Consider the following 18,528-nt stretch of genomic DNA (forward strand, 5'->3'; position numbering starts at 1 on the left):
CTAGCGGCCGCGCTTCCGGTCCAAGGCGTCCTCGCGTACCGGGCGCTCGGCCAGCGCCTCCGGGGCGCCGAACAACAGCGGGTAGGCGAGGCCGGCGATGGCGGCACCGACCAGCGGGGCCAACCAGAACGCCCACAGTTGCGCCGGCGCGCCGTTTCCGTTGAAGAACGCGACTGCCGTGGAGCGGGCCGGGTTGACCGAGGTGTTCGAGATCGGGATCGAGATCAAATGGATCAGCGTCAGGGTCAGGCCGATCGACAGACCGGCAAAGCCCTTCGGCGCGCGGTCATCGGTCGAACCGAGGATGACCAGCAGGAACACCGCGGTCAGGATCACCTCGGCCAGCAGTACGGCCGCGAGCGAGTACCCGCCGGGGGAGTGCTCACCGAAGCCGTTGGCAGCCATGTTGCCGGTGGCGGACCAACCGTCCTTGCCGCTGGCGATCACATAGATGGCGAGGCCGGCCAGTAAGCCGCCGACGATCTGTGAAATCCAGTACGGCACAAGGGCTGCCCATTCGACGCGGCGGGCCAAGGCGGCGCCCAGGGTGACTGCCGGGTTGAAATGTCCGCCGGAAATGGTGCCGAAGGCGTAGACGCCGGTCAGAACCGTCAAGCCGAACGCGAGGGCCACCCCGAGGAACCCGATCCCCACAGAGGTACCGTCGGAAACAAACTTCGCGGCGAACACCGCGCTACCGCAACCGCCCAGGACCAGCCAGAACGTCCCGATGAATTCGGCTGCCAATCTATGTGACATGCTCGGCGTACTCATGGCGGTCTCCATCTCTAGATGTGACTAGATGCGATTCACCGCCGAGCGTGTCACGCCAGTAGCTGATGGCAGAGACGTTGTTGCGAAATTGATTGCACAATGAAATTAACGTTGCCGCACCGTTGTCGATCAGCGGTAAGCGGTCAGCCGGGCCACCAGCGCCACCGCGCCGTCGTCACCGACGGCCTGTGCATCAGAGACTCCGGAGCTGCGTCCGGCCCGTAACGTCCTTGCCTCATAACGGGATTCATTGCCGCCACGGAACTGGCGCAGGTAGTTGACCCGCAGCGACGCCGTCCGCCAGGGCTCGCCCCCGTCGTCGCCGAGCGCCGCGGAACCGACGAGTTCCAGGGCGGCCGCCGACACCCCGCCGTGCACGATGCCGATGCTGTTGTTGATCACGGGGTCGGGCAGCTGTCGCAGCGTCGCGGTGCGCCCGCCCGCCTCGGCGACCTCGACCGACATGCGGCCTTCCAAGGTGGCAGGTGGTGTGCCTTCGGCAGTGTCGGTGGGCCACGCGACGACGTGCCCCGGCACGCGGATGTGGAAGGACCGCACCGTTGCCGTCCCCAGCAGTTGGTCGCCGTGGGTCAGCTCGCACAGCCCCAACGACGCCGTCCCCTTCGGGCCGAACGGCCGGGCGGTCGCCACCACCGGAATTTCCGGTGCGGCGGTGACGAGGTCGATTGCATGCGGGGCGAGCTCGATGGCCAGCTCGCTGGACACCGTCCACTCGTCCTCGTCGCGGCGAAGGTGATTGATCAGGCCGCCGATGTGATCGACCAGCATCGCCAGCGGAGCGATGGTCGGCACCCGTGTCAGGGGATTGAGCAGGCCGCCCACGGGTACTGAGGCCACGCAGCGGTCCGGGCTCTCCTCAAGGGTCTCTATGCCCAGGCGGCCCAGCGGGGTATTCAGCGGATAGCGCATCACCGTCAACAGTTACGCCTACGACGGTGGCCATATACCCCATGGGGGTATATGGTGGCGATATGACCACGACCGAACACGCGATGCACGAGCACGAGCACACCGGTCACGCAGAGCACGCGGGCCACGGCGATCACGTCGCCCAGTTCCGGAGGTTGTTCTGGATCATGACGGCGTTGGCCGTGCCGACCGTGGCGCTCTCGCCGATGTTCGCGATGATCCTGGGCTACTCCCTTCCCGAATTCCCCGGCGCACGGTGGATCTCGCCGGTGCTCGGCACCGTGATGTACGTGTGGGGCGGCCGTCCGTTCCTGACCGGGGCGATCAGCGAAATACGTTCGCGTGCACCGGGAATGATGCTCCTGATCGGACTGGCGATCACGGTCGCTTTCCTCTCCTCGTGGGGTGCGAGCCTCGGCATCCTGCACCACCAGTTGGACTTCTGGTGGGAACTCGCACTGCTGATCGTGATCATGCTGCTGGGGCACTGGATCGAGATGAGGTCGCTGGCGCAGACCACGTCCGCCCTCGATTCGTTGGCCGCGCTACTGCCCGATGAGGCCGAACGCGTCGAGGGCGATGGCGACGCCGAACGGGTGGTGACGGTAGATCCATCAGAGCTTCACGTCGGTGACCTGGTGATCGTCCGGCCGGGCGGCAGCGTGCCCGTCGACGGCCGCATCGTCGACGGTGCGGCCGATATGGACGAGTCGATGGTCACCGGGGAGTCGCGCACGGTGCGGCGTAGTGCCGGTGACGACATTGTCGCGGGCACCGTCGCCACCGACTCCGGGCTGAGGATCCGGGTCACCGCGGTCGGCGACGACACCGCTCTCGCGGGCATCCAGCGGCTGGTGGGCGAGGCGATGAATTCCTCTTCGCGCGCACAACGGTTGGCCGACCGGGCCGCGGGCTGGTTGTTCTGGTTCGCCCTGGGATCCGCGGTGCTGACGGCGCTGGTGTGGACCCTGCTGGACAACCCCGATCAGGCGGTGATCCGCACGATCACGGTGCTGGTGATCGCGTGCCCGCACGCCCTCGGCCTGGCGATCCCGCTGGTGGTGTCGATCGCGACCGAGCGGGCCGCCCGAGGCGGCGTGCTGATCAAGGATCGTCTGGCACTGGAAACCATGCGCACCGTCGGGGCAGTGCTGTTCGACAAGACGGGAACCCTCACCAAGGGTGAGCCGACCGTCACCGAGGTGGCGACCACCGGAGGTTCGGAGAACGAACTGCTGGCGCTGGCGGCGGCCGCCGAGGCCGACTCCGAACACCCGTTGGCTCGCGCCATCGTCGCAGCGGCCCGGCGCCGCGGCCTCGACGTAGCGCCGGCGACTGACTTCAGCTCGTCACCTGCGGTGGGCGTCAGCGCCCTGGTCGGTGGGCAGCGGGTGCAGGTCGGCGGACCGGCACTGCTCGAACAGGCCGCGCAAGCCCCGTTGCCGGGTACCGCGCGGTGGGAGGGCGCCACGGTGCTGCACGTACTGGTCGACGGGGACGTGGCCGGTGCGCTGGCGCTGGCCGACGAGATCCGGCCGGAATCCCGGCAGGCCGTCGACGCCTTGCACGATCTGGGTGTCGAAGTGGTGATGATCACCGGCGACGCCGCACCGGTGGCTTCCTCGGTCGCCGCGGACCTGGGCATCGACCGGGTATTCGCCGGGGTGCGGCCCGAAGACAAGGCCGCCAAAGTCATCGAACTGCAGGGAGAGGGTCTGACCGTCGCCATGGTCGGCGACGGCGTCAACGACGCCCCCGCGCTGGCCGCCGCCGACGTCGGCATCGCCATCGGAGCGGGGACCGATGTCGCCATCGCCTCGGCGGGCGTCATCCTGGCCAGCTCCGATCCGCGATCCGTGCTCTCGGTGATCGAGCTGTCCCGCCAGTCCTACCGGAAGATGAAGCAAAACCTTTGGTGGGCAGCGGGTTACAACCTGATCTCGGTTCCGTTGGCCGCCGGGGTGGCCGCGCCGCTGGGCTTTGTCATGCCGATGTCGGTGGGTGCGTTGTTGATGTCGGCGTCGACGGTCGTCGTGGCACTCAACGCGCAGTCGCTGCGCCGACTCGACCTACGCCCCGAGGCCGGCGTGCGCAGCGTTGCGCGGGCTTCAGGACGTTGACAAGGCAATTCTAAGAATCTGACTAAGCTTTTCCGCAAATTGACCCGGTCCATATAACAGCACTATAACGTGGCACTGTGATTTGCGTAGCAAATCACAGTGCCGTTCCGGGTGGTGTCCGACTGCAACGGGCAGTGCGCGGTCGGTGTAGGCGCTAGGAAGAAATATCAAGGGCTGCAAAGGAATTCATCATATCGACGATTGCCTGCCGAGCGTGGCCGAAAGTGGCCCATCAAGCATAGTTAGGCTCGGCTAAGTTGGCATCTGGCATGGTATTTGCCTTATCGTTTTCTCCACTTATGGCGTGTGGGACATAGCCGTCGTCCAGTGCTGCACGGGGCCACCCACGCCGAGCCGGCTTCTTTGTAGAAGCGTGTTGAAGGGCAAGGTGGGAATGGCGCCCAGCAAGGTCGGGCTGTACAACCCCGCATACGAACATGATGCGTGTGGCGTGGCAATGGTGGCGGATATCCATGGTCGCCGCAGCCGGGACATCGTGGACAAGGCGATCACAGCACTGGTGAACCTGGAGCACCGCGGTGCCCAGGGCGCGGAGCCGAACACCGGCGACGGTGCAGGCATCCTGCTGCAGGTCCCCGATTCGTTCCTGCGTGAGGTGTGCAAGGTCCAGGAAGGGTTCGATCTTCCTGAACCCGGAAGCTATGCCACCGGCATCGCCTTCCTGCCGCAGTCGTCGCGTGACGCTTCCGCGGCAGCCGAAGCCGTGGAGAAGATCGTCGAGGCCGAGGGCCTGACGGTGCTGGGTTGGCGTCAGGTGCCGATCGACGACTCCTCGCTCGGTGCCCTGGCGCGCGACGCCATGCCGAGTTTCCGGCAGCTGTTCATCGGCGGCGCCTCCGGCATGGACCTGGAGCGCAAGGCCTACGTCGTGCGCAAGCGCGCCGAACATGAGCTGGGCACCAAGGGACCGGGCCAGGACGGCCCCGGTCGCGAGACGGTGTACTTCCCGAGCCTGTCCGGTCAGACCTTCGTCTACAAGGGCATGCTGACCACCCCGCAGCTCAAGGCGTTCTACCTGGACCTGCAGGACGAGCGGATGACCAGCGCGCTGGGCATCGTGCACTCCCGCTTCTCGACCAACACGTTCCCGTCGTGGCCGCTGGCTCACCCGTTCCGACGGATCGCCCACAACGGTGAGATCAACACCGTCACCGGCAACGAGAACTGGATGCGCGCACGTGAGGCGCTGATCCGCACCGACGTGTTCGGCACCGACGGCCTCGACAAGATCGTCCCGGTCTGCACCCCCGGCGCATCGGACACCGCGCGCTTCGACGAGGTGCTCGAGCTGCTGCACCTCGGTGGCCGCAGCCTGCCGCACGCCGTCCTGATGATGATCCCCGAGGCGTGGGAACGCGCCGAAAACATGGACCCCGCCCGGCGGGCCTTCTACGAGTTCCACGACTCGCTGATGGAGCCCTGGGACGGCCCGGCCTCGGTGTGCTTCACCGACGGCACCGTGATCGGCGCCGTGCTGGACCGCAACGGCCTGCGCCCGTCGCGCATCTGGGTGACCGACGACGGCCTCGTCGTGATGGCGTCGGAAGCCGGCGTGCTGCCGCTCGACCCGTCCACCGTCGTCAAGAAGCTGCGCCTGCAACCCGGCCGGATGTTCCTGGTGGACACCGCCCAGGGCCGCATCGTCTCCGACGAGGAGATCAAGACGGAACTGGCTGCCGAGTTGCCGTACCTGGAGTGGGTCGAAGCCGGCCTGTTCCCGCTCGACGAGCTGCCGACCGGCGACTACGTCCGGATGCCGCACCACCGCGTGGTGCTGCGCCAACAGATCTTCGGCTACACCTACGAGGAGCTGAACCTGCTGGTGGCGCCGATGGCGCGCACCGGCGCCGAGGCCCTCGGCTCGATGGGCACCGACACCCCGGTCGCCATCCTTTCGGCGCGGCCGCGGATGCTGTTCGACTACTTCCAGCAGCTGTTCGCCCAGGTCACCAACCCGCCGCTGGACGCCATCCGCGAAGAGGTGGTCACCAGCCTGCAGGGCGTGATCGGGCCCGAGGGCGACCTGCTCAACCCGGGTCCCGAATCGTGCCGCCAGATCGTGCTCTCGCAGCCGATCCTGCGCAACGCCGACCTGTCCAAGCTGGTCTGCGTCGACCCCGACCACGAGGTCCGGGGCCACAAGCACGGTATGCGCGCCGCGGTGATCCGCTGCCTCTACCCGGTCAACCGGGGTGGGCAGGGACTGAAAGAGGCGCTGGACAACGTCCGTGCCAAGGTCTCGGAGGCGATCCGCGAGGGCGCCCGCATCATCGTGCTGTCCGACCGCGAATCCAACGAGACGATGGCACCGATCCCGTCGCTGCTGTCCGTGGCCGCGGTGCACCACCACCTGGTCCGCGAGCGCACCCGCACCAAGGTCGGCCTGGTCGCCGAGGCCGGTGACGCCCGCGAGGTGCACCACATGGCCATGCTGTGCGGCTTCGGCGCCGCCGCGGTCAACCCGTACATGGCATTCGAGTCGATCGAGGACATGGTCGACCGCGGTGTGATCGCCGAAATCTCCAGCGATAAGGCCAAGGCCAACTACGTCAAGGCCGCCGGCAAGGGCGTGCTGAAGGTGATGTCCAAGATGGGCATCTCCACCCTGGCCTCCTACACCGGTGCCCAGCTGTTCCAGGCGATCGGCATCTCCCAGGCGGTGCTCGATCAGTACTTCACCGGGCTGAGCTGCCCGGTGGGCGGTATCGACCTCGACGACATCGCCGCCGACGTCGCCACCCGCCATTCACTGGCGTTCCTGGACCGCCCCGACGAGCGCGCCCACCGCGAGCTCGAGGTCGGCGGCGAATACCAGTGGCGCCGCGAGGGCGAGTACCACCTGTTCAACCCGGACACGGTGTTCAAGCTCCAGCACTCCACTCGCACCGGCCAGTACTCGATCTTCAAGGAGTACACCGCCCTGGTCGACGACCAGAGCGAGCGGATGGCCTCACTGCGCGGCCTGCTGAAGTTCCGTGCCGGGAATGAGGCCGTTCGGCCATCTGTTCCCATCGACGAGGTGGAACCCGCCTCCGAGATCGTCAAGCGGTTCTCCACCGGCGCGATGAGCTACGGCTCGATCTCGGCCGAGGCACACGAGACCCTGGCCATCGCCATGAATCGCCTTGGCGGCCGGTCGAACTCGGGTGAAGGCGGCGAAAGCGTCCACCGCTTCGAGCCCGACGCCAACGGCGACTTGCGCCGCAGCGCAATCAAACAGGTGGCCTCCGGCCGCTTCGGTGTCACCAGCCACTACCTGACCAACTGCTCCGACATCCAGATCAAGATGGCCCAGGGTGCGAAACCTGGTGAGGGCGGCCAGCTTCCGGGGCACAAGGTGTACCCGTGGGTGGCCGAGGTTCGGCACTCGACCCCGGGCGTCGGCCTGATCTCACCGCCGCCGCACCATGACATCTACTCGATCGAGGATCTGGCACAGCTGATCCATGATCTGAAGAACGCCAACCCGGCTGCGCGTGTGCACGTGAAGCTGGTTTCGGAAAACGGTGTGGGAACCGTCGCCGCCGGTGTCTCGAAGGCCCATGCCGACGTGGTGCTGATCTCCGGCCACGACGGCGGTACCGGTGCCACCCCGCTGACCTCGCAGAAGCATGCGGGCGCACCGTGGGAGCTGGGCCTGGCCGAAACCCAGCAGACGTTGCTGCTCAACGGTTTGCGCGATCGCATCGTCGTGCAGGTCGACGGTCAGCTGAAGACCGGCCGCGACGTGGTGGTCGCCGCGCTGCTGGGCGCCGAGGAATTCGGTTTCGCCACCGCGCCGCTGGTGGTCGCAGGTTGCATCATGATGCGTGTGTGCCACCTCGACACCTGCCCGGTGGGTGTGGCCACGCAGAACCCGGTGCTGCGGCAGCGGTTCAACGCCAAGCCCGAGTTCGTCGAGAACTTCTTCATGTTCATCGCCGAAGAAGTCCGTGAGCTCATGGCGGAGTTGGGCTTCCGGACCGTCAACGAGATGGTCGGCCAGGTCGGCGCGCTGGACACCGCGCAGGCTGCCAAGCACTGGAAGGCCCACAAGCTGGACCTGACGCCCGTGCTCTACGAGCCCGAGTCGGCGTTCATGAACCAGGACCTGTACTGCAGCTCGCGTCAGGACCACGGTCTGGACAAGGCTCTGGATCAGCAGCTGATCACCCAGAGCCGCGAGGCCCTGGACAGTGGCTCGGCCGTCCGTTTCTCCTCCAAGATCACCAACGTCAACCGTACGGTGGGCACCATGCTCGGCCACGAGGTCACCAAGGCCTATGGCGGGCAAGGGCTTCCGGACGGCACGATCGACATCACCTTCGACGGCTCGGCCGGCAACAGCTTCGGCGCATTCGTGCCCAAGGGCATCACGCTGCGGGTCTACGGCGACGCCAACGACTACGTCGGCAAGGGTCTGTCGGGTGGCCGGATCGTGGTCCGCCCGGCCGATGAAGCTCCGGCCGACTTTGCCGCCGAGGACAACATCATCGCCGGCAACGTGGTGCTGTTCGGTGCCACCAGCGGTGAGGCGTTCCTGCGCGGCCAGGTCGGCGAGCGGTTCGCGGTCCGTAACTCCGGCGCCCACGCGGTTGTCGAAGGTGTGGGCGACCACGGCTGCGAGTACATGACCGGCGGCAAGGTCGTCATCCTCGGACCCACCGGCCGCAACTTCGCGGCGGGAATGTCCGGTGGTGTCGCCTACGTCTACGACCCGGCCGGCGCGCTGGGCGGGAACCTGAACACCGAGATGGTGGACCTGGAAACCATGGAGCCCTCCGAGGTCGAATGGTTGAAGGGCATCCTCACTGCCCACATCGATGCGACTGATTCGGCTGTGGCACAACGAATCCTGTCTGATTGGGATAACAAGTTGAAGGACTTTGTAAAGGTCATGCCACGCGACTACAAGCGCGTGCTGGCTGCGATCGCCGAGGCCGAGCAGGCCGGCGCGAACGTGGACGAGGCGATCATGGCGGCCGCCAATGGCTGATCCGCGCGGCTTCCTCAAGCACACGTCCAAGGAGCTTCCGGCCCGCAGGCCGGTTCCGCTGCGGCTGAAGGACTGGAAAGAGGTCTACGAGGACTTCTCCCACGAAAAGCTGCAGGACCAGGCATCACGATGCATGGACTGCGGTATCCCGTTCTGCCACAACGGCTGCCCGCTGGGGAACCTGATCCCCGAGTGGAACGACCTGGTCTACAAGGACCGGTGGCGCGACGGGATCGAGCGGCTGCACGCCACCAACAACTTCCCGGAGTTCACCGGACGGCTCTGCCCCGCCCCGTGTGAGGCGTCCTGCGTCCTCGGCATCAACCAGGATCCGGTCACCATCAAGCAGGTGGAGGTCGAACTCATCGACAACGCCTACGACCAGGGCTGGGTTGTTCCGAAGATGCCCGACGTGCAGACCGGCAAGAAGGTCGCCGTCGTCGGGTCCGGACCGGCCGGACTGGCCGCGGCCCAGCAGCTCACCCGGGCCGGCCACACCGTCACGGTGTTCGAGCGTGCCGACCGCATCGGCGGCCTGCTGCGCTACGGCATCCCCGAGTTCAAGATGGAAAAGCGCCACATCGACCGGCGTCTGGAACAGATGGCGGCCGAAGGCACCCAGTTCCGCCCCGGCGTCAACGTGGGCGTCGACATCACCGTGGCCCAGCTGCGGCTGAACTACGACGCGGTCGTGCTGGCCGGCGGTGCCACCGCGGCCCGTGACCTGCCGATCCCGGGCCGAGAGCTCGACGGCATCCACCAGGCCATGGAATTCCTGCCCTGGGCCAACCGGGTCCAGCTCGGCGACGACGTCCTCGACGAGAACGGCCAGCCGCCGATCACGGCCAAGGACAAGCACGTCATCATCATCGGCGGCGGCGACACCGGCGCGGACTGCCTGGGCACCTCACACCGGCAGGGTGCGGCCAGCATCCACCAGTTCGAGATCATGCCGCGTCCGCCGGAGACCCGCGCGGATTCGACGCCGTGGCCGACCTACCCGCTGATGTTCCGGGTTTCCTCGGCGCACGAAGAGGGCGGCGACCGCGTGTTCTCGGTCAACACCGAGGAATTCACCGGCGTCGACGGTCGCGTGACCGCCCTGCGCGCGCACGAGGTCAAGATGAACGCCGGCAAGTTCGAGAAGGTCGAAGGGACCGACTTCGAGCTCAAGGCCGACCTGGTGCTGCTCGCCATGGGCTTCGTCGGACCGGAGAAGGAAGGTCTGCTGACCAAGCTCGGCGTGGAGCTGACCGACCGCGGAAACGTCTCCCGCGACAACAACTTCCAGAGCTCGGTGCCCGGCGTGTTCGTCGCCGGTGACATGGGCCGCGGACAGTCGCTGATCGTGTGGGCGATCGCCGAAGGCCGGGCCGCCGCCGCGGGCGTGGACCGCTACCTGATGGGCAAGACCGCCCTGCCGGTAGTGATCAAGCCCACCGCTGCGCCACAGCGCTGAATTTGGCGCGGCCCCGGGTGTCGCTGTCTTACATCGGCTCCTGGGGCGACCGCCCGGAGTCGATCCGTGAGTCGGCCGAACGGATGCAGCGTTCGTGGCAGGCGTTTCCGCAGGAACCGGGCGTGTACACGCCGTGGTCGCTGAAACTCTGGAATGCCGAAGATGTGCTGCAACTGCAGCCGGTGCCCGCCGATGACCTCGATGCGATCGTCGATGCGGCGCGGTCGGTCACCGAGCGGATCAACGAGGGACCTCGAACCGCGCCTGGGTTCGACCTCCAATTCGTGCGTGAGCGTCTCGACGAGCCCGTGTTGGCCGGTGGGCCACTCTTCGCGTACAAGGTTCGGTGCGGCTTCTCCGGGCCCCGTGCGCTGCGCAATCATGTGCTCTTTCATCTCGACCCGACCGTTGGGATTTCTTCCGACGAAAGCCAGGTAGTTCGGGGCTACCTCACTGCGCTGGTCGCCGCTTGGGAGCCGGAGTACGTGTCGGTGTGCACATACGAGTTCCATAAGGCGCAAGGGCACAAGAAACCCCAGCAAGTACGTGTCGGTTGGCTGACCTACATCCGCGACGACGTCCCACTGGACACCTCCCTCGTGCCGGAGGAGGTGCACATCGAGGCGGGTGACGGTGGTCGGTACTTGACGTTGTCGGGGACGCCGCAAGAGCCGTCGCTCGACCAGGCACTGGCGATCCGTCGAGCACTTGGGTACCCCGCCTGACCCTGGGGTAGGGCATTGACGGGGCCTACGCCATGCCTCATTCGTCACGTCAGTCTCACCAGAAACATCTGATCTTTGCGCGGCGTGCCTCGCACGGTTTGCCGGATGTCAGGTATCTAATGACGTGGTGAGAATGCTGCGGTAACGTAAAACCACGGGCACAGCAACTAGTAATTCGCAGGAGTGATCGCCGTGTACATCAATCCGATCAATCGGTCACGGATGAGTCGTATTGCCTGGTCATTGTTCCGTCATCCGATGAAATGCCGTGAATTCCCGGCCAAGAGCGAACGCCTGGTCACGGCCGACGAGCTACTTCGCTTCGGGATCTGACGGGTAGCCGACCGCTCGGGCCCGGTGGGTCCGCACTCCGTTGCTGGTCATTGGGTCAACTGACCCGAATCCCTAATCGCCTCCGCCAACGGTTCCAGCACGGCCGGATCGTAGGGCGAGGGCAGGTAGACGATCGCCAGATCCAGGCCCTCGGCGCCGAGGGCGGCAGCCTCGTCGACCACCTTCGCGTAATCGCGATCCTCACCGAGGCGCACGTGCGCCGACAGGGTGATCTCCTTGGGATCGCGGCCGAGGTCAGCGCAGTGCGCGGCCAGCACGTCGCGCTTACGGGCGAACTCTTCAGGCGGACCGCCGACGAAGTTCCAGTGATCGGCGTACTTCGCGGTGATACGCAGCGTCCGCTTCTCGCCGCTGCCGCCGATACAGAACGGCGGATGCGGCTGCTGCGGACCCTTGGGCTCGTTGCGGGCATCCTTGAGTTGGTAGAACTTGCCGTCGAACGTCGTCGTCTCCTGCGTCAACAGGCCCCTGAGAACCTCACAGGCCTCCTCGAACCGGTCGAAGCGTTCCTTGATCGAGCCCAGTTCGATTCCGTAAGCGCCCGACTCCTCCTCGTTCCAGCCGGCGCCGATGCCGAACTCGAGGCGACCGTTGGACACGATGTCGAGCGCCGAAGCCATATTCGCCAGAACGGCGGGATGGCGGTAGTGAATACCGGTGACGAGCACGCCGACGCGCAACCGCTCAGTGGCCTGGGCCAGCGCGGTCAGCGTCGTCCAGCCTTCCAGGCACGGGCCGGTGGGGTCGGAGAAGATCGGATAGAAGTGATCGAACGTCCAGCCGGATTCGAAGACGTCGATCGTGTCGGCCGCTTTCCAGATCGCAAGCATGTCGGCCCAGGTGGTGTTCTGCGGGGAGGTTTTGAAGGCGAAGCGCACGAACTAACAAACTAGTCCCTCGCGGCATTCATTCCGGGCACTCCGCGCTGCACTGATTGCATATCTTCGGGGCCATCTGGTCGCCGCTATCGGTAGTCTCGGGCAGGGAACGATGCGGAATCCGCGATCCATCTGGGGAGTGAACATGAGCGAATACGCAGTCACCGATCCGGCCACCGCAAAGGTGGTCGCCACCTACCCGACTTCGACCGACGCCGAGATCCAGGCCGCGATCGAGGCTGCCGCCAAGACCGGACGCACCTGGGCGCGCACGACGACGGTCGCCGAGCGGGCCGCGCTCATCGGGAAGGTCGCCGCCCTGCACGAGCAGCGCCGCGAACAGCTCGCCGACGTGATCGTCCGTGAGATGGGCAAGCCGCGCGACCAGGCCCTGGGCGAGGTCGACTTCAGCGCCGCCATCTACCAGTACTACGCCGACAACGCGGAGAAGTTCCTCGCCGACGAGGAGATCACCCTGCTCGACGGCGAAGGCACCGCAGTGGTCAAGCGAGGCCCGGTCGGTGTGCTGCTCGGCATCATGCCGTGGAACTACCCCTACTACCAGGTTGCCCGCTTCGCGGGTCCAAACCTGATCGTGGGCAACACAATTCTGCTCAAGCATGCCCCGCAGTGCCCCGAATCCGCCGAGCTGCTGCAGCTGATCTTCCTCGAGGCCGGATTGCCGCAGGGCGCCTATGTCGACATCCGCGCCACCAACGACCAGGTTGCCGACATCATCGCCGACCCACGGGTGGCGGCGGTGTCGCTGACCGGTTCCGAACGGGCGGGTGCTGCGGTGGCCGAGATCGCCGGGCGCAACCTCAAGAAGTGTGTGTTGGAACTCGGTGGCTCCGACCCGTTCATCGTGCTGTCCACCGACGATCTCGACGCGACCGTGCAGGCCGCCGTCGACGGACGGATGGAGAACACCGGGCAGGCCTGCAACGCGGCCAAACGGTTCATCGTCGCCGAGAACCTCTACGACGACTTCCTGTCCAAGTTCACCGAGAAAATGCTGGCCGCCGCCGACGGGATCGCCCCGCTGTCTTCGGAATTGGCCGCCGAGAGGCTCGAGCAACAGGTCAAGACTGCCGTCGATCAGGGCGCCAAGCTGACGTCTGCCGGCGAACGCCGCGGTGCCTTCTACCCGCCGGCCGTGCTCACCGGAGTAACCGAGGACAACGACGCCTACCGTCAGGAGCTGTTCGGCCCGGTGGCCGTTGTGTACAAGGCGGGTTCGGAAGACGAGGCCGTCGCCATCGCCAACGACACCCCGTTCGGATTGGGTTCCTACGTCTTCACCACCGACGCGGATCAGGCTGCCCGGGTCGCCGATCGGATCGATGCGGGCATGGTGTTCGTCAACGCGGTCGGCGCCGAAGGGGCCGAGTTGCCGTTCGGCGGTATCAAGCGGTCCGGCTTTGGACGCGAGCTGGGCAAATACGGCATGGACGAGTTCGTGAACAAGAAGCTGATCCGTACGGTCAGCTGAGCGGGCATCCATGGATCCGGTGACCGCGCTGCGTCAGATCGCGTACTACAAGGACCGGGCCAGGGAAGACCCGCGACGGGTGATGGCCTATCGCAACGCCGCCGACGTCGTCGAGGCGCTGACCGAGGCGCAACGTGAACGCCTGGGCGCATCGAACGGTTGGCAGTCGTTGCCGGGGGTGGGGCCCAAGACCGCGAAGGTGATCGCGCAGGCCTGGGCGGGGCGTGAACCCGACACGCTCGTCGAATTACGTTCGGCGGCGCAGGATCTCGGCGGCGGTGAGGTGCGCGCCGCGATGCGGGGCGACCTGCACGTGCACTCCAACTGGTCGGACGGATCCGCTCCGATCGAGGAGATGATGCTCGCCGCGCGCGACCTGGGCCATGAGTACTGCGCGCTGACCGACCATTCCCCGCGGCTACGAGTGGCCAACGGGCTGTCCCCGGACCGGTTGCGTGAGCAGCTCGACGTCATCGAGGAGGTGCGCGAGCTGGTGGCGCCGATGCGCATCCTGACCGGAATCGAGGTCGACATCCTCGAAGACGGATCGCTGGACCAGGAACCCGAACTCCTGGAACGCCTCGACGTGGTGGTGGCCAGCGTGCACTCCAAATTGGCCATGGATTCGGCGGCCATGACCCGACGTATGGTCAAGGCCGTCTCGAATCCGTACACCGATGTCCTCGGGCACTGCACCGGACGGCTGGTCACCGGCGGCCGCGGTGTGCGGCCGGAGTCGACGTTCGATGCCGAGAAAGTGTTCACGGCCTGCCTCGACCACGGCACCGCCGTCGAGATCAATTCCCGCCCCGAGCGGCGCGATCCGCCGACCCGGCTGCTGAAGCTCGCGCTGGACATCGGCTGCGTCTTCAGCATCGACACCGATTCCCACGCGCCCGGCCAACTCGAGTTCCTCGGCTACGGAGCCCAGCGGGCCCTGGACGCGGAGGTGCCGATCGATCGGATCGTGAACACGTGGCCGGCCGCGCGGTTGTTGGAGTGGGCTGCCGGCTGAGCCTCAGGTTCCCGAGGCGAACGGATCATGCTCGGCAAGCAGTCTTTCCATGCGTGCCTCGTCCAGTCGAACCCGGACGGTGGTCGCCTCTTGCTGATCGCGAATCACCTTCGCCAGGGTGAAGGCGCTGGTGACGAGGAACAGAACCGACATTCCCAGGAACATCCGTTGCCAGGTATCGATCGGTAGGAAGAAGATTCCGCCGAGCACACCGAGGAAACTCACCCCGAATGCGATGGTGGCCTGAAGGGAGAATGCCGCGGTGACTTTCGAACTGTCGTTGAGTGCGATCATGTTCGAAATCCTGGCGGACAACGGGATTCGCCGGATGCGTGAGACTACTCAGATTTCGTGCTCAACTTCGCTGCCATGGCCGCAGCGCGATCTCGGTGGCCCGCCGCAGGGCGAGGGCGCGGGCCTCGTGGCCCGCGGGCATGCCGGTGTCGACCATCGCCTGGACGGCGCCGGTCACCGCGCCGACGAAGGCCCCGACGATGGCACCCGCGGAGACGGTGTCGAGTTCGTCCGCGTACGCCGCCTGCAGGTGCTGCGCGATCTCCCGCTGGGCGTCGAGCTGGTACTGCAGTGCGCGTCCCCGAATCGCCGGAATGGTTTGAACCAGCCGGAACTGCAGCGCACCCTGCTCGTCGGCGAAGTCGTGGCCGCCGTCGATCACCGAGCCGAGGGCCCTCAGGAGCACATCGGCCGGACGATCCTCGGGGCCGCGCCCGGCGATGGCGTCGATGGCGGCCTGCACCCGGGCGTCGGCACCCGGCAACAACACGTCGTCCTTGCTGGCGAAATAGCTGAAGAACGTGCGTGGCGCGATGTCGGCGGCCGCGGCGATATCGGCCACCGTTGTGCCGTCGTATCCGTTGGCGGCGAACAGCGTGAGCGCGGCGTCGACGATGGCGGTACGGGTGCGCTCGCGTTTGCGCTCGCGTAGCGAGACGGCAGCGGTATCGGCGGGCATGCATCGAGTGTATAACTGCAATTAGTGCAATATTGCATTGACTGCAGAAAGGGCGCTCGATGAGGTCGGTGCTGATCGTGGGTGCGGGGGTGGCCGGCTCAACGGCGGCGTACTGGCTGGCGCGACTCGGAATGACGGTCACGGTCGTCGAGCGCGCCGGTCAGGACCGCTCCAGTGGTAGTCCGGTCGACGTGCGGGGTCCGGCGTATGGCGTCGCAGGCCGTATGGGAGTGCTGCCTGCGCTCAGGTCTGCGGCGACCCGGGCCACCGGGCTCAGCGCCGTAGACCGGCGCGGCCGGCGCATCGGGTGGGCGCCGATGCAACTGGGGAACGGAATCGAGATTCCCCGTAGCGATCTGGCCGCCATCATGGCCGACGCCGGGCGCGACGCCGCCGAATACCGGTACGGCGACACGGTCACCTCGCTGGACCAAGGCGGAGCCGGAGTCGAGGTCACCTTCGAGCAGGCCGCGCCACAGGAATTCGATCTGGTGGTGGGCGCCGACGGGTTACATTCGCGGGTAAGGGAATTGGCGTTCGGAACGGGCTTCATCGAGCACCTCGGCATGTACGTCGCCACGATCGATCTGGCCGAGGAGGCAGACGGCGACACCGTCCTGATGTACAACGAGCCCGGACGCCTGGCGGCGGTGCATCCGGCCACCGGGCGCGGCATCGCCGCGTTCATCTTCCGTCACCCTGGGCTGCCGGACCACGACCATCGCGACTCGTCGGCGCACAAGGACGTCGTCGTCGACACCTACGCCGGTATGGGGTGGCGGGTGCCTGACCTGCTGCGGCAGCTGCGGGCAGCCACCGACATCTACTTCGACTCGGTCAGTCGTGTCCGCATGGATACCTGGTCGTGTGGGCGCATCGTCCTGCTCGGTGACGCGGCCTCCTGCGTATCGCTGCTCGGGGAAGGATCGAGCTTGGCAATCGCCGGTGCGGCAACACTTTCCGAGTGTGTGGCGGCCAACCGGGATGACCCCGTGACGGCACTGCGCGAATACGAGCGTCGACACCGTCACCTCGTCATGCCGCGGCAGCGCTGGATGGGTCCGGGCTCCCGGGTGATCGTCCCGGCCACCGCTTCTGGTGTGCTGGCGCGCAATACCGCACTGCGGGTGACCGGCGGTATCCAACGAGCTCGTAAGCTCACGCAATGCACGCGGAACTCGGCATAGACACCGTCATCACCCTGCTCGCCGCCGGCCTGATCTTCCTGCTGGCCCTGGTGCTCGGGGTATGGAAGTACCGGCAGATGGCGACCAGCGAGAACCACCTGGCCCACCCCTACGTCGACATCGCTCACCGGGCCGCCCTGCTGTACTCCTTCGCAACACTGCTGATCGCGGTGTTCGTCGAACTCAGCGCCTGGCCCACCTGGGTGAACCTGACCGCCGCAATGGTGCTCGTGTTCTTCTTCGTCGTCGCCATCGGAAGCTATATCGAGCACGGCGCCAGACGCGACACCACGAACCAGTTCGAACATCCCACCGGGACCCTGAATGCCGGCATGGTGGCGCTGATCGTTGGTGAGATCGGCGGATTCGCGGTATTGCTGGCCGGATTCGTTGCCGGACAACTCTTTTAGTACGGCAGCATCGGCACCTCTACGCCGGGGTCACGGCCCACCAACACGCCACGGGTCAACATGGCGTTGCCGAACCGCTGACGCACCTCGTCGATCGCGCCGTCGACGGCCACCGGATCTGGTGCCGAGTCAAAGGGCAGCTCCATCTGCTGGCTGCCCTGGTGGTCGATGTTCGAGACTGCGAAACCGATCAGCGTCAGTCCGCGTTCGGCGATCAAAGGCGCCGCGACCGTCACCAGCGTGCGGGCCGCGGCCAGGACCGCGTCAGTCGAAGCGGTGGCCAGGGGCATGGTGTGCGACCGGGTGGCCCGGCCGAAATCATCGAAGCGCAGGCGCAATACGACAGTCCGCCCGGTCCGCCCGGCCCCACGCATGCGGCGGGTGATGCGGTCGACGAGATTGACCACGACGACGTCCACCTCCGCGGCCGACATGGTGTTGCCGCGCCGGCCGAGCGCACGTTGAGCTCCGATCGAACTGCGCCGCACGCCCGTCGTCACCCGCCGTCGATCGATGTTGCGCGACAACGCATACAACTGCCGGGCCATCGCGCCGCCGACCATGGGGCGCAGCGCCGACTCGGGGAGCTCGGCCACATCGGCGACGGTCTCGATCCCGTGGGCATGGAGTTTGTCGGCCGTCTTGGCGCCCACACCCCACAGCCGGCGCACCGGCAGCGGATGCAGGAACGCCAGCTCGCGATCGGGCGGCACCAGCAGCAGGCCGTCCGGTTTGGCCACCTGGCTGGCCACCTTGGCCAGGAACTTGGTACGCGCGATGCCGACGGTGATGGGCAGGCCCACCTGCTCGCTGACCTGCTCGCGTAGCCGGCGGGCGATCTCCACCGGAGTGCCCGACACCCGGCCCAGGCCGGACACGTCGAGAAACGCCTCGTCCACCGACAGCGGCTCGACCAGCGGCGTGGTGTCGTGGAAGACCTCGAACACGTGCCCGCTGGCCTCTGAATACGCCGACATCCGCGGCGGCACCACGATGGCCTGCGGGCACAGCGCCCGAGCCTGGCCACCGCTCATCGCCGTACGCACCCCGAACGCCTTGGCCTCGTAGCTGGCTGCCAGCACCACGCCGCCGCCGACGATCACCGGGCGGCCGCGCAGTTTCGGATCGTCGCGCTGCTCGACCGATGCGTAGAACGAATCGAGATCAGCGTGCAGGATGGCCGCCTGCGTATCGGACACGAACATATGTTCGCAT

The 18,528-nt window shown here is 66.5% G+C and carries 14 protein-coding genes; 8 read left to right on the forward strand and 6 right to left on the reverse strand.

Annotated elements, in window-relative coordinates; genetic code table 11:
* Both aqpZ and JOF57_RS26500 read right to left on the reverse strand, forming a co-directional pair.
* Positions 1 to 774, reverse strand: coding sequence for an aquaporin Z (gene aqpZ / locus JOF57_RS26495; protein WP_209922063.1), 774 nt, complete (start codon positions 772 to 774; stop codon positions 1 to 3).
* A 129-nt stretch (positions 775 to 903) separates the two neighbouring features.
* On the reverse strand, positions 904 to 1,704 hold the full coding sequence (locus tag JOF57_RS26500; RefSeq protein WP_209922065.1) for a PaaI family thioesterase: 801 nt from the start codon (positions 1,702 to 1,704) through the stop codon (positions 904 to 906).
* 62 nt (positions 1,705 to 1,766) lie between these two features.
* On the opposite strand from JOF57_RS26500, the gene JOF57_RS26505 reads away from it, so the two are divergent.
* The 4 genes from JOF57_RS26505 to JOF57_RS26520 all read left to right on the forward strand — a co-directional run bounded on the left by JOF57_RS26505 (position 1,767) and on the right by JOF57_RS26520 (position 11,004).
* Complete coding sequence (locus JOF57_RS26505; RefSeq protein ID WP_209922067.1) at positions 1,767 to 3,824, forward strand: heavy metal translocating P-type ATPase; 2,058 nt, start codon at positions 1,767 to 1,769, stop codon at positions 3,822 to 3,824.
* 394 nt (positions 3,825 to 4,218) lie between these two features.
* Positions 4,219 to 8,820 carry a glutamate synthase large subunit gene (gltB, locus tag JOF57_RS26510; protein ID WP_209922068.1) on the forward strand — a complete coding sequence of 1,534 codons (4,602 nt, stop codon included), beginning with the start codon at positions 4,219 to 4,221 and terminating at the stop codon, positions 8,818 to 8,820.
* Positions 8,813 to 10,279, forward strand: a complete 1,467-nt coding sequence (locus tag JOF57_RS26515; RefSeq protein WP_209922070.1) for a glutamate synthase subunit beta — start codon at positions 8,813 to 8,815, stop codon at positions 10,277 to 10,279. The genes gltB and JOF57_RS26515 overlap by 8 nt, the downstream gene beginning before the upstream one ends.
* 17 nt (positions 10,280 to 10,296) lie before the next feature.
* Positions 10,297 to 11,004: a hypothetical protein gene (locus JOF57_RS26520; protein WP_209922072.1), complete on the forward strand. Its 708-nt coding sequence runs from the start codon at positions 10,297 to 10,299 to the stop codon at positions 11,002 to 11,004.
* Between the two features lie 380 nt (positions 11,005 to 11,384).
* Here JOF57_RS26520 and JOF57_RS26525 read toward each other — a convergent pair whose 3' ends face one another.
* Positions 11,385 to 12,236, reverse strand: coding sequence for an LLM class F420-dependent oxidoreductase (locus JOF57_RS26525; protein ID WP_209922074.1), 852 nt, complete (start codon positions 12,234 to 12,236; stop codon positions 11,385 to 11,387).
* Between the two features lie 145 nt (positions 12,237 to 12,381).
* On the opposite strand from JOF57_RS26525, the gene JOF57_RS26530 reads away from it, so the two are divergent.
* Together JOF57_RS26530 and JOF57_RS26535 are read left to right on the forward strand one after the other, a co-directional pair.
* On the forward strand, positions 12,382 to 13,728 hold the full coding sequence (locus tag JOF57_RS26530; RefSeq protein ID WP_209922076.1) for an NAD-dependent succinate-semialdehyde dehydrogenase: 1,347 nt from the start codon (positions 12,382 to 12,384) through the stop codon (positions 13,726 to 13,728).
* 10 nt (positions 13,729 to 13,738) lie between these two features.
* On the forward strand, positions 13,739 to 14,743 hold the full coding sequence (locus JOF57_RS26535) for a PHP domain-containing protein (RefSeq protein WP_209922078.1): 1,005 nt from the start codon (positions 13,739 to 13,741) through the stop codon (positions 14,741 to 14,743).
* Positions 14,744 to 14,746: 3 nt separating this feature from the next.
* Here the strand turns inward: JOF57_RS26535 and JOF57_RS26540 are convergent, their stop codons facing one another.
* Together JOF57_RS26540 and JOF57_RS26545 are read right to left on the reverse strand one after the other, a co-directional pair.
* Positions 14,747 to 15,037: a YiaA/YiaB family inner membrane protein gene (locus JOF57_RS26540; RefSeq protein WP_209922079.1), complete on the reverse strand. Its 291-nt coding sequence runs from the start codon at positions 15,035 to 15,037 to the stop codon at positions 14,747 to 14,749.
* 61 nt (positions 15,038 to 15,098) lie between these two features.
* Entirely contained in the window at positions 15,099 to 15,716 is a 618-nt protein-coding gene (locus JOF57_RS26545) for a TetR/AcrR family transcriptional regulator (protein ID WP_209922081.1), read from the reverse strand.
* 59 nt (positions 15,717 to 15,775) lie between these two features.
* Between JOF57_RS26545 and JOF57_RS26550 the strand changes: the two genes are divergently transcribed.
* Positions 15,776 to 16,903, forward strand: coding sequence for an FAD-dependent oxidoreductase (locus tag JOF57_RS26550; protein WP_209922083.1), 1,128 nt, complete (start codon positions 15,776 to 15,778; stop codon positions 16,901 to 16,903).
* Entirely contained in the window at positions 16,882 to 17,313 is a 432-nt protein-coding gene (locus JOF57_RS26555; protein WP_209922085.1) for a hypothetical protein, read from the forward strand. Before JOF57_RS26550 ends, JOF57_RS26555 begins: the two co-directional genes overlap by 22 nt.
* On the opposite strand, the gene dinB is transcribed toward JOF57_RS26555, so the two are convergent.
* Positions 17,310 to 18,518, reverse strand: coding sequence for a DNA polymerase IV (dinB, locus tag JOF57_RS26560; protein ID WP_209922087.1), 1,209 nt, complete (start codon positions 18,516 to 18,518; stop codon positions 17,310 to 17,312). The two genes, JOF57_RS26555 and dinB, sit on opposite strands and share 4 nt — an antisense overlap.
* Between the last annotated feature and the right edge of the window lie 10 nt (positions 18,519 to 18,528).

Source organism: Mycolicibacterium lutetiense (assembly GCF_017876775.1).
Lineage (GTDB): Bacteria > Actinomycetota > Actinomycetes > Mycobacteriales > Mycobacteriaceae > Mycobacterium > Mycobacterium lutetiense.

Excerpts from the sequence above, each read along its gene's own strand:
- aqpZ (WP_209922063.1), bottom strand. The coding sequence starts at position 774 with ATGAGTACGCCGAGCATGTCACATAGATTGGCAGCCGAATTCATCGGG.
- JOF57_RS26500 (WP_209922065.1), bottom strand. The coding sequence starts at position 1,704 with ATGCGCTATCCGCTGAATACCCCGCTGGGCCGCCTGGGCATAGAGACC.
- JOF57_RS26505 (WP_209922067.1), top strand. The coding sequence starts at position 1,767 with ATGACCACGACCGAACACGCGATGCACGAGCACGAGCACACCGGTCAC.
- gltB (WP_209922068.1), top strand. The coding sequence starts at position 4,219 with ATGGCGCCCAGCAAGGTCGGGCTGTACAACCCCGCATACGAACATGAT.
- JOF57_RS26515 (WP_209922070.1), top strand. The coding sequence starts at position 8,813 with ATGGCTGATCCGCGCGGCTTCCTCAAGCACACGTCCAAGGAGCTTCCG.
- JOF57_RS26530 (WP_209922076.1), top strand. The coding sequence starts at position 12,382 with ATGAGCGAATACGCAGTCACCGATCCGGCCACCGCAAAGGTGGTCGCC.
- JOF57_RS26535 (WP_209922078.1), top strand. The coding sequence starts at position 13,739 with ATGGATCCGGTGACCGCGCTGCGTCAGATCGCGTACTACAAGGACCGG.
- JOF57_RS26540 (WP_209922079.1), bottom strand. The coding sequence starts at position 15,037 with ATGATCGCACTCAACGACAGTTCGAAAGTCACCGCGGCATTCTCCCTT.
- JOF57_RS26545 (WP_209922081.1), bottom strand. The coding sequence starts at position 15,716 with ATGCCCGCCGATACCGCTGCCGTCTCGCTACGCGAGCGCAAACGCGAG.
- JOF57_RS26550 (WP_209922083.1), top strand. The coding sequence starts at position 15,776 with ATGAGGTCGGTGCTGATCGTGGGTGCGGGGGTGGCCGGCTCAACGGCG.
- JOF57_RS26555 (WP_209922085.1), top strand. The coding sequence starts at position 16,882 with ATGCACGCGGAACTCGGCATAGACACCGTCATCACCCTGCTCGCCGCC.
- dinB (WP_209922087.1), bottom strand. The coding sequence starts at position 18,518 with ATGTTCGTGTCCGATACGCAGGCGGCCATCCTGCACGCTGATCTCGAT.